Source organism: Clostridium sp. K04 (genome assembly GCF_019734375.1).
Classification (GTDB): Bacteria; Bacillota; Clostridia; order Clostridiales; family Clostridiaceae; genus Clostridium; species Clostridium saudiense.
Map to the genome: position 1 here is coordinate 34105 of NZ_JAASHD010000007.1, position 12554 is coordinate 46658.

The 12554-nt window shown below is 26.5% G+C and carries 9 protein-coding genes; 3 read left to right on the forward strand and 6 right to left on the reverse strand.

Features of this window, described 5'->3' with window-relative positions; translation table 11 throughout:
* Positions 1-26: 26 nt before the first annotated feature.
* Positions 27-1727, reverse strand: a complete 1701-nt coding sequence (locus HCG70_RS04550; RefSeq protein ID WP_055291905.1) for a YrzE family protein — start codon at positions 1725-1727, stop codon at positions 27-29.
* 306 nt (positions 1728-2033) lie between these two features.
* Between HCG70_RS04550 and HCG70_RS04555 the strand changes: the two genes are divergently transcribed.
* On the forward strand, positions 2034-2309 hold the full coding sequence (locus tag HCG70_RS04555) for a DUF3343 domain-containing protein (RefSeq protein WP_042396137.1): 276 nt from the start codon (positions 2034-2036) through the stop codon (positions 2307-2309).
* 28 nt (positions 2310-2337) lie between these two features.
* Positions 2338-3474, forward strand: coding sequence for an aminotransferase class V-fold PLP-dependent enzyme (locus HCG70_RS04560; protein ID WP_042396139.1), 1137 nt, complete (start codon positions 2338-2340; stop codon positions 3472-3474).
* Between the two features lie 216 nt (positions 3475-3690).
* Here HCG70_RS04560 and HCG70_RS04565 read toward each other — a convergent pair whose 3' ends face one another.
* Together HCG70_RS04565 and HCG70_RS04570 are read right to left on the reverse strand one after the other, a co-directional pair.
* Positions 3691-5712: a hypothetical protein gene (locus HCG70_RS04565; RefSeq protein ID WP_042396142.1), complete on the reverse strand. Its 2022-nt coding sequence runs from the start codon at positions 5710-5712 to the stop codon at positions 3691-3693.
* A 60-nt stretch (positions 5713-5772) separates the two neighbouring features.
* Entirely contained in the window at positions 5773-6924 is a 1152-nt protein-coding gene (locus tag HCG70_RS04570) for a hypothetical protein (RefSeq protein WP_055277886.1), read from the reverse strand.
* A 165-nt stretch (positions 6925-7089) separates the two neighbouring features.
* On the opposite strand from HCG70_RS04570, the gene HCG70_RS04575 reads away from it, so the two are divergent.
* On the forward strand, positions 7090-8016 hold the full coding sequence (locus tag HCG70_RS04575) for a hypothetical protein (protein ID WP_042396148.1): 927 nt from the start codon (positions 7090-7092) through the stop codon (positions 8014-8016).
* Positions 8017-8199: 183 nt separating this feature from the next.
* Here HCG70_RS04575 and helD read toward each other — a convergent pair whose 3' ends face one another.
* From helD to HCG70_RS04590, 3 genes are all read right to left on the reverse strand, one after another.
* The gene (helD, locus tag HCG70_RS04580; RefSeq protein ID WP_221697512.1) at positions 8200-10485 is read right to left on the reverse strand and encodes an RNA polymerase recycling motor HelD; all 2286 of its coding nucleotides are present in this window, start codon (positions 10483-10485) and stop codon (positions 8200-8202) included.
* Positions 10486-10752: 267 nt separating this feature from the next.
* Positions 10753-12108, reverse strand: a complete 1356-nt coding sequence (locus HCG70_RS04585; protein WP_042396154.1) for a PFL family protein — start codon at positions 12106-12108, stop codon at positions 10753-10755.
* A 27-nt stretch (positions 12109-12135) separates the two neighbouring features.
* Positions 12136-12405: an ACT domain-containing protein gene (locus HCG70_RS04590; protein WP_042396157.1), complete on the reverse strand. Its 270-nt coding sequence runs from the start codon at positions 12403-12405 to the stop codon at positions 12136-12138.
* Positions 12406-12554: the final 149 nt, after the last annotated feature.

The following is a 12554-nucleotide window of genomic DNA, read 5'->3' on the forward strand; positions in this document are numbered from 1 at the left end:
ATAGTTACTTAAAATTTATATTTTATTTATTGTATATCAGTTGCTGCTTCAGTATTATCCTCTTGTACATTTAAATCATTATTATCATTTGCTTTACCTGCTTCTTCTAAAGAGGATTCACTATTATTATCTATATTACCTCTTAAAGATAAATTCTCGAAAGAATTAGTAATAATATACTGTCCATCACCAACTTGTATAAATTTAATAGCTACAGTGTCTCCAACTTGTGTTAAAGCAACTTCTCTTGATGTTTCAGTTGATACAGTAAAGAAATTATCTTCTCCTTTTAATTTAATATCATAAATACTTGTTCCTTCTTTAACTACTAAACCAATCCTTTCAACTTCACCTGATAAAGCTTCTTCACTATTACTTCCTTCTAAAGAAATATTTGTATTAGTTAACGCTTCTAAATATCTGTTTAGAGTTGATTGCAATGTATCTCCAACTGCCACTGTATTATAATTCTTTACATTTACCATAGCATATTGTTTAACAAGTCCATTTGAATCCTTTAAAGTCATGAAATAAGTTGGTTCAGATTGTATATTAATTAAATATGGGAACGTTGCTGTATAACCATATTGTTGTACTTTTCCTTCTGCCGACTTCATACTTGCACTTTCTGTGGCACCAGCAGTCTTATACATTGTAGTTTCACCAGTTCTAGTATTAGTTAACATAAATCCAACTAACCCCTCATCATTACCTACAGAAGTAATTCCTGTATAATAGTAACAAATATCATCGTTAAATATAATATTCATACCTGGAGTAGTTTTTAATTTATCTTTATCACTAAAGTTAAATATACCATGAACTAATTCTCCCCACTTATTTAAATAATTATTTATATAACTTGTAGGCTGTATTCTATCTACCCAGCTTGGTGTATTTTCAATATCATAAATATTAGTTTCACCTGTTTGAGCATCTATTATTTCTGTTCCTATAGCTTTTTGTTCTGTTAATCCTACTGCATTATCATATCTTGTTATTACCCAGTAAGGTCTTCCATCATCATCTAGTTCAAAAGTATAATCAGTATGACCTGCTGTCATATCTTTTAAATAAGCATGTCTATCTAAATCACTAAATAAATATGCTGATGGAATATATTTTAAATGTATTTCTTCCCCATTTAATTCAGTTACCAATTGTACATCATTTTGATTTGTAGCACTAACTTTTATATATCCTTTAGTTCCCTCATGATTAGTTAACCATTTGAAAAATGAAGAATGCTCTAATGGTCCAACATAATAAAGCTCACCATTCACACTTTGCAATGATAAATCCCCTATTGTAACTTGACTTCCTAAGCTAGGTATCTCCCCTAACTTTTTATCAGCAAGCTTATAAGCTAACTCCTTATCTATAATTGGTAATTGATTTAAATCCATATGCTCTATCTTGCTTGTAAACTCGATTTCTTCAACATCTCCAATTAAATTTCTATGAGCACTTGGCATTATAATTGGACTAAACCCTACCATTGCTACAACATATAGAATCCCTACTATAATACCGCTAGTTATGTATTTTTTATTTAATGTAATTACACCATATCCAATTGTACATAATACAAACGGTATTATTAAGACTGCACAACTTAATGAAAAATCAAAAATTAGTTTACTATTAAATAATAATAGTATTCCAATTACTATATAACTCCCTATTAGCCATTTTAGATATTGTTTTAAACTTCCTTGTACTTTCATTTTTATCCCTCCATATGAATATTATATTATCTTATTTAATCGAATGCAATACTTTTTAAAAAGTTTATTTCTATACTTTAAAAAGGTATTTATTAACCTTTGTATTCAGTTTAAATTTTTCATACCAGATTATATAATCTTTTCCTCTATAAAAAATTCATATATATTATTGACTTAATAGAAATATAATTCGCTTATTTATATAGGTTTTATTATCTAGCCATTGAACTTTTCTTATCATTTCTTACACTGAATTTATATACTATGAATATACTATTATAAGAAATCACACTAGGGGGAGATAAAATGATTGAGAAACCGGTATATATAATAACCTTTGATTCCGCAAACTATAGCATGTATTTATATAAATTACTAAAAGAACAATCAATAAAAATTTATATGATTCAAACCCCTTGTTGCCTTTCAGCAGGCTGTGCACGTTCTATTGAAGTATCTGAAGATAAAATAGATAATGTTATAGAAATTATAAAAGATAAAAATGCACCTATTCGTGCAATTCATAAAAAATATGTCAATACAAAAACAAAACGATATGTTTATGAAAAAATTGACATTTAATTATCAATAATATAAATTAGGAGGATTTATGATATATTTAGATAATGCTGCAACAACCTTTCCAAAACCAGCAGAAGTATATAATTCTGTAGATGACTGCTTGCGAAATTATTGTGCTAACCCTGGCAGAGGATCTCATAATTTATCAATTCAATGCGAGGTCAAAATATTTGATTGTAGAGAAAGGCTTTCTAAGTTATTAAATATAGAAAATCCTCTAAACATAGTGTTTACCTCAAATACTACTGAGGCTTTAAATTTAGCTATTAAAGGTATATTAAAACCTGGAGATCATGCTATAACAACAATGATTGAGCATAATTCAGTATTACGTCCATTATATACATTAAGAAAAAATAATGTTGAAACAACAATAATTCCTGTTAATTCACTAGGATATTTAGATATAAACGATATAAAAAAATCTGTAAAAAAAAATACTAAAGCCATAATAATAAATCATGGTTCTAATGTTTTGGGTACAGTTCAAAATATTGAGGCCATTGGAAATTTAGCTAAATCATTAGGAATTTTCTTAATAGTCGATGCTGCTCAAACAATTGGTTATATCGATATAGATGTAAAGAAAATGAACATAGATTTATTAGCTTTTCCTGGTCATAAATCTTTATTTGGATTACAAGGAACAGGTGGTTTATACATTTCCGATAATATAGATATTCCTTCATTAAAGGAAGGTGGTACCGGAAGTAATTCTGACTCATTTATTCAACCTAACTTTTTGCCAGATAAGTTTGAAAGTGGTACTTTAAACACCCCTGGAATAATAGGATTAAATGAAGGTGTAAAATTTATTTTATCTAAAGGACTTAGTAATATTAGGCATCACGAAACTGAACTTATGGTGTATTTAACCAATGAATTACAAAGCTTATCCTTCGTAAAGCTCTATGGAGAAACAAACCCTTTACTAAAAACTCCAGTATTATCATTTAATATTGATAACCGCGATAGTTCTGAAGTTGGGCAATATTTAAACTCATTAAACATTTACGTACGCACTAGCTATCATTGTGCTCCTCTTATTCATAAAATAATTGGCACAGAAGGCATAGGCACTGTTAGGGTTAGTCCTGGATATTTTAATAATTTTAATGATATAGAAAGTTTTATAGTTGCAATTAGAAATTTATATAATAAGTAATAAATAATTATAATCTTATTCTATCTAGTAATACTATAGATAATTGAGAATGTAGATAATTTTGTGTAATATAACCTCTTATAAATCAAATATTACTGGAAATTTTGATTCCCAGTAATATTTTTTATTATCTCTAAATACTAATTTTATATTTTGGCATACTATAAAATAAAGGGAGATATATTCCCCCTTTATTTTTATATATTAAATTACTAACTACATAAATCCATTTCTAAGAATTCTATTTAATTCTCTTACTTTATTATTTAACACTTTTATTTCATTTACATATATAGCTTTTTCTTCTTTTGCATTTTCAATAATATCATTTAACTTGCTTAATTGGAGCTTTAATTCATCAATCTCATCCACATATTCTTTATTTTCTATCTTTATTTTATTAAGAAGCTTATTTAATCTACTAACTTCTTCACTGTTTTTTTCCTTTAATTGATCATTCATTTCATTTACTCTATTTATTTCTTCTTTATTTTCAGTTAATATATTATTAAGCTCTTCTATTTTATTATTGTAATCTTTAATATCATTTTCATATTTATTTATAGCTTTATTTAATTTTCCTATTTCTTCTAAATTGATATCTATAGTTTCTTTATCAATTTCCTTATTACTTTCTAACTCCTGTATTCTATTATTGTAATACTTTTGATCATTTTCATATTTACTTATAGATGCACTTAAAAACTTAATCTTTTCTAAATTTTCTTCTATTATCTTTTTATCAATTTCCTTATTATTTTCTAATGTTTGTATTATATTATTACAATATTCATTTTCATGCTTATACTTACTTATACTTTGTTTCAAGCTTTCTATTTCATTTACTTTACTTTCAATTTCTATATTAACCTCTTCTTTTTCTCTTTCTAGTTCTCTAATTTCATTTTCATATGTATATAACATGTCTTGTCTTTCAATCAATAATGATTCAAATTCACTTATTTTTATATTCTTCTCTTCTAATTGATCATTTAAATCATCTATATTATTTAATAGTTCTTCTCTATCATCATCAAATTGTGTAAATTTACTCATAAATTTATTAATAATTTCCTCATAACCTGTTATTTTGTCTATAAGCTTATCCACATATTCCTTATCTATTGTCTTTTCTTTCATTTCATTTTTCAACTCTTCTTCTGTCATTATTACATCACTTTCTATAGATTCACTTTCTACAGAATCACTCTGCTCTTGAGGTAATTCAATTACCTTTTCTACCTTAATTTTTTCTGCATTATTTTCAATTAAATCTATATCAGTATATAATTCACCTTCAATTGTTTTAATAATAATTATTGTATTCTTTAAAATTTTTCTATCTGTTTCAAAATAATATTTTTCTATACTATCTACATTCTGTAAATTTACTTCTAAACTTAATTTAGCCTCGCCCTTACTATTAACTTCTCTTATCTTAGCATTTTTTTCATCTATAGTTATTATATTAAGCCTATCATCACCAATTATAGATATGTCAGTATACTTTGCATTTTCTGTCATCTCATCTATAATTCTTTTTCTTATATCATTCTCCCCAACACCAAATACTAAGTTTATATTATTACTTTTTCTAAAAGTATAAGTATATGCTATATGTTTATTATTTTTTATAAAATTAATATCTTCTATTAATTTCGGATATGCATCTAATACTATAAAATCAGACCAATTATTCTTTTTTTCATCAAATAATCTATACCCAATATAATTAGGTGTTCCTAATTTTACATACGCTACCAATAACTTATTATCTTTAACATTTAAAATATATGGTATTTCTGGATTAACATCTAAAGTATCCATACTGATATCAGCTGATAGTAATAATTTATTATTTAGCCTTCTAAAACATAATACATTTACATTATTTACTTCTTTAATATAAAAAATATTTAACATATTATTTAAGGATGCTATTTGAATTGATTTATATTTTGATACTAACTTAGTTAATAAAATTGGACTTTGAAGCTCATCATCAATTAATTTGCATAAGATTAAATCTCCATTTAAATTAATATAAATGATTGCTATACTATTATCTAAATTTAAAATTACATTATTTAAAATTTTGCAGTCATTTATTAAAGATTTTTCATAAATTAATTGATGTTCTTTATATTGTGATATAAATATCTCTTTATCATTTCTATAAAAACAATTTATTTTATCTTCTTGTTCAATACAAAACCTTTCCAAATCATATACTTTCATTTTATTCCCCCACAATATTCCTATTATAAGCTATGCTTAATTAAAAATATTTGATACTTGTTATCTTTTATTTAACAATTCACCTATTAATCTATCTTTTTCATCAATTATTTTATTTAATTCATTAATTCTTCTTAAATATTCATTATATCTCTTATTATATTTTCTAGTTAGTTCACTAATTTTATTTATATACTTAATTTTATTTTCAATAGTATTTTCACCACTTATATTTATTAGGTTATTTTCACTTTGAATATTATTATTATTTTCACTATAAATATAATTTGTAATAATATTAGCATTAAAATAAGTATTGATTTTTTCTGCCTTATTATTTATTACCTTAATAATTGAAGCACTTATTGGTTTATTTTTATATAAATTAAAATTCCACTCTTTTAAGTTTTCTGATTTTGCTGTATTAATTCCTTTTTCATCTTTCCAAACAACATATACTTTATTCATAAATGTTGATATTATTGGATCCTTTATATTTTTAGGTAAATCTAAGCTTATTTCATCTTTTAATACTTCATCAACTTTATCTAAATTTATATTCCTAAATTTTAATTCTAAATTATTGCTTACTTTTTTACTATAGAACAATATTGGTTGTTGTTCATATGTTATTAATGAAATATTTTTAGCATTTGCCAAGTTAAAACTTGTCGTAATATTTTCATTTAATAAATCATAAATAACATATTCATGATTTGGATTTTCTTCACAAAGTAATATATATGCCATATCCTCATAGGAATAAACCATATATGGTTTGCTGCTGCCGCTAGAAGTTCCATCTGATATTATTCTTAAGTTATTTGATGCTGCTATTTTATTATTATAAATTAATGCCTTAGTTTTAGTTTTATTCCATCCTCTAAAAATTAGATTAATTTGCTCTTTATTTTTGATGTTCATTTCTAATAAATCAATACTATTACAATACTTACTTGTCTCCATAGAAAAATGTTTTTTTAACTTTATTTCTTCATTATATTTTAAACATATTTCTATTAGTGAAATTCTATATGTTTTATCATAAAATGCTATCCATATAGAGTTATTAAAATATTCTAAACAATAATCTTCTATCCCACTACTCAACTCTAGTACTTTATTTGATACTGAACAATATAAATTGTTTTGATCCATAAAAATTTTATAAATCTCTTCTTCATAATTAATGAATTTTACTTTTTTAATCATAATATCACCTTAAATTATTCTATAGTAAAAATATGTATTTATTTTTATGAATATGTATTAAATTTATTGATAATGAGAGTATAAAAGTATTTTTCACAATTTATTATCCCCCTCATATTATAGTATTAGATTAATCTTAATCTAGAATTTAAGGAGGATATATATATGTCACAAGACAATTTTAATGTTGTTCAATCTGATACACTCTATGATGAGTGTTTAATAGCTAAAAAAATATATGGAAGATGTAAACAACAAGACTGCTTAAAACCAATATGTGGTCCAATGATGCCACCTCCAATGCCATGCAGTATGGATTGCTCTGATTCATCAGATGATCCAGGACCAGTAATGCCGGATCCTTGTCAAATCATTCCTATACCTTCTAGTATGTTAAATGCAGAAAGTTTATCAAGTGCTAGCGGAAGTCCAATTATTGGTACAATTACTCAAGGAAATACTATTATTTTTGATAGTACAGTAAAAAGTCTTTCTTTAACTAATTTTGCAACTAGTATTGCTGCCAAAGTAAATCCTCAAGGTCAATTTAATATTCCTGGATTTTATGATGTTGTAGTAACTTATACTTTCACTTACTATTTACAATTATTAGATAGTTCTGGTAATGTTTTAGCAGTAACAGTAACTGGTGGACCTTCTGATCTACCTGATAATACTATTCCAGCTTATACAGTTTATACTAAGAAGATTTCATTAGAAGGTGGTTGTGTAGATGATAATACTACAGTTGTAACCTTCGATTCTATAACTGGTGAAGCTTCACAATCAAATACTAATAATTTACCTGAAGTTTATGTACAAGCAATTGCAAACTCATTAGCAAATACTATTTGTAAATATCCTGTTTCAACTACTCCTGGTACAGCACCTACTGTATACGGCCGTGCTGATATCATAATAGGTTTATTTACAATCATTGAATTATATAGGATTACAAATATGACTGTTGTCACAAGTGACATTGGTGAAATACCTCAATGTCAACCATCAATTGTTAATGATCCTTGTGCAACATTTAATCAACTTTCATTCCCATATGATGATTTTAATCCACCATATAGTAATTGCTAATTTTCTTAGCAAACTTAAGGTATCTATAAGGCAGGATAAAAAAAATCTCTACATGAAGGAATTAATTTCTTTCATGTAGAGATTTTTATTTTTGTTAACATTTACATACAATGTATACTATATACAAAAAGAACAATAAGATAATTACTTTTACCATATATCTTATCGTTCTTATTATTTAAATTAATTCATAAATATATTCTTTGATAACTCATCTTCCGCAATTATATACTCATTATGAAGAGCTCTAGTCAAAGCTACATATAATAATCTTTGATTCAATGTATTATTTGGATAATTCTTTTCTGTTGGATTATAGATAATAGTACCATCAAATTCTAATCCCTTTGTTAAATAAGTCGGAATAATTACTATATCTGTATGTGCTGCTTCTTTCTCATTTCCTTTTATCAAAGTATATTCTAAGTCAGTATACTTCTTCAATTCCTTATCTAAAAGCTTAGCTTCACTATAAGTTTTAGTTATAATTGCAATGCTATGTTTCCCTTGAGAATTTAATCTCTTTACTATTTCATCAATTAACTTTACAGATTCTCTTCTTGATACTGATTTTATAATTTGAGGCTTATCCCCATGTCTTAATACTGGTTTTGCACTCTTTATATTTAATTCTTGTGCTTTTAAAGCTGAATTAGCAAATTCTATTATTTCGACAGTTGAACGATAACTTTGACTTAAAGAAATAAAGGTTGCTTTACCATCAAATACTCCTTCAATTATATCTTCCCATCGTCTAATTCCTTTATAATGATATATTCCTTGAGCTAAATCTCCTACTAAAGTTAATGAGTTTCCTTTAGTCATATTATTGATTAAATATATTTGAAGAGGACTATAATCTTGTGCTTCATCCACAACAATATGCTTAAACTTATTTTTCTCATCTATACCTTCTAGCATCATATGAATATAAAATAATGCTGGTAAGTCATCTTCATCTATTATTCCATTTTCATGATTTCTAATAACATCATTTTTAATATATTCTGCTAATTCTGCAGGAATTCTATTAGCAGTGGCTATTTCAAACACTTGGTCATCTTCAAATAACTTATAATAAATATCACTACAAGTTATACCTCTCCAATGCTTAAAATAATCATTCATTACTTTTTTAGAATCATGGTTAACATGTTCTTTTAAGCTATCTCTTTCGTTATATATTTCTATTAATCTATGTCTTCTTTCTTCACCATCATTCATTCTCTTTTTTATTTCTCTAATTTTCAAATCCCATTCTCTATCAATTTGAATAAGAAGACTCGATATCCTTTCTTTCAATTTTAAACTTAGATATCTTTTTATTTCATCTTTTCTTTTGTTTATAGGATAATTTGAAAGGTCCTTTAAATAAAGTCTCATTATTTCTCTCTTTGAAAATAAGACATAACCTGAAATTAATATATCATCTATTTCTAGTGAACTTCCTTCTAATAGTGCTATGTATCTATCTATTATTGTTTTAAAAGTTAAATTCCCCTTTACTCTAGAGGAATCAATTATAAATTGCTTTTCTACATTATCTTCAATTTCAATAAGTTCTTTTAATTTATCATCCTTAGTTTTAATCTTTCCTCTTAACTTTAACTGTTTCATAACTAGCTCTTGAAATGTTGTTTGCTTCACATCACTCGTTCCCAATGTAGGAAGAATATCTGAAATATAATCTAAAAATAATTTATTTGGTGCTAAAACTAAAATATCTTTACCATCCATAGACTCTCTATATCTATATAGTAAATACGCCAATCTATGTAATGCAACTGTGGTTTTACCCGATCCCGCTGACCCCTGAACTATTATAGGTAAATTTTTAGGCCATCTGATTATATCATTTTGCTCTTTTTGAATTGTTGCAACTACTTCTTTTAGCTTCTTACCACGACTTTCTTCTAAATTAATCTTTAAGAATTCATCAACAAGTCCAGAACCTTCTTCACTATTTATAATAATCTCGTTTGTAGCCTCATCAAAAATTCTATCTATATTTTCATCTTTATATAAAAATTTTCTTTTTAAATTCAAATCGCCTTCAATAACTCCCATTGGAGCCCTATAATATGCTTCTCCACCTGTACCACTATAATAAAGATCTGCTATAGGCGCTCGCCAATCTACAACTATTTCTTCACCATCATAAGTTGATGTTATTCCCTTTTTACCTATATATATCTTTTCTTGGTTTCCAAACTTTTCATCAAAATCAACTCTACCAAAGTAAGGATTTTTTATTGCCTCTTCATAATTTTCTATTTCCTTCTTTAAAAGATTATATATCTTTTCTGTATTTTCTTTTTCTTGACTATAACTTCCTTTAGCCTCTTTTGTTACTACTCTTAATTTTTGTTCTATTTCTTCTTGATACTTTTTCTTTTGTTCTACTTCTTTTAATATATCTTTACGCTTTTGTTCAAGAATTTCTTTCTCTAAAGCTAAATTTTCATTCATTTGTTCTCATCACGACCAATCTATTTTTTTCTAATATTTTATGCAACATTTAATAATAATCCACTATCTTTAATTTGTATAGTGATAATTATTTATAGTATTGCCTATTTTAAACACTTTTATTTTGTCTTTTCCAAATTTTATTATATTAAAAATATTAATTACTGTCCAAATCCCTTATTATAACATAAAAAATAGAGATATATAATGAAATATATTAATTTATAACTAATAAATTCATGTGATATCTCTAAATAATAAAATGATTTAATTCTTAAATGAATGTATCGGTGCTGGTATTCTACCACCTCTTTGAATAAAATCGAATGAAGAATATTTATTTACTTGCATTACAGGCGCTCTACCTAATAATCCCCCAAACTCAACCATATCACCAACTTTGCATCCTGGAGCTGGAATTATTCTAACAGCCGTAGTTTTGTTATTTATAACTCCTATTGCACTTTCATCTGCAATCATAGCCGATAATGTCTCTGCAGATGTATCTCCTGGAACTGCAATCATATCTAATCCAACTGAACATATTGCTGTCATTGCCTCAAGTTTTTCTAAATTTAATGATCCATTTAAAACAGCATCTATCATGCCGGCATCTTCAGATACTGGAATAAATGCTCCACTTAACCCGCCAACATGACTACATGCCATTACTCCACCTTTTTTAACTTGGTCATTTAATAATGCAAGCGCAGCTGTGGTTCCATGTGTTCCTACTACTTCTAACCCCATTGCTTCTAATATATGTGCAACAGAATCTCCAATTGCAGGTGTTGGTGCTAATGATAAATCTACTATCCCAAATGGTGTGTCTAATCTTTTTGAAGCTTCATGTGCAACTAATTGTCCAATTCTTGTTATTTTAAATGCTGTCTTTTTAATAGTTTCAGCAACTACATCAAAGCTCTCTCCTTTTACCTTTTCAATAGCTCTTTGAACTACTCCAGGTCCACTTACTCCTACATTAATAACCCTGTCAGCTTCTCCTACCCCATGAAAAGCTCCTGCCATAAAAGGATTATCTTCTACTGCATTTGCAAATACTACAAGCTTTGCACATCCAAACCCCTTTTTATCTGCAGTTAAATCAGCAGTTCTCTTAATAACTTGTCCCATTTCTTTTACTGCATCCATATTAATACCACATCTAGTTGAACCCACATTTACAGATGCACATACTTTGCTTGTTTTTGCTAAGGCTTCTGGAATTGAATTAATTAAAATTCTATCACCTTTAGTATATCCTTTATGTACTAGTGCTGAAAATCCTCCTATAAAATCAATTCCTAATTCATGAGCTGCTTTATCTAATGTTTCTGCAAATTTTACATAATCTGTTTCATCAGTTGCACCTGCTATTATAGAAATTGGTGTAACAGAAACTCTTTTATTAACTATTGGTACTCCAAATTCATTTGCTATTTCGTTTCCTACCTTTACCAAATCTTTAGCACATGTAGTAATTTTATTATATATTTTTTCCCTAGCTTTATCTCCATCACTATCTATACAATCTAAAAGAGAAATTCCCATTGTTATTGTTCTTATATCTAATTTCTCTTCCTCAATCATTTTAATCGTCTCTAAAATATTATTTGCATTCATAATTTTCCTCCATTAAAGCTTATAATTTTATACTGTATACATTGAGTTAAATATTTCTTCTCTTTGTATTTTTACTTCAACACCAAGTTCTTTTCCTTTTAACTCTAAAGCCTTCTTAATTTCTTCAAAATTATTACTGCTTAATTTTAAATCCAACATCATTATCATAGTAAAAAACTCACCCATGATTGTTTGATTAACATCTAAAATATTTATATTTAGCTTTTGTAATTCTGTGCTAACCCCAGCTATAATCCCTACTTTATCCTTGCCTATTACTGTTAATATCGCTTTCATTTTACTCTCTCCCTCATATATTTATAATTTAAGGAATTTTGCCCCATAAATTATATTAATTCTACACTTATATAGAATTATTGTCAATTTAATCCATATAGTTAAATAATAGATTTTTTATCATTTGGAATACTATTATTAAAGGAGAG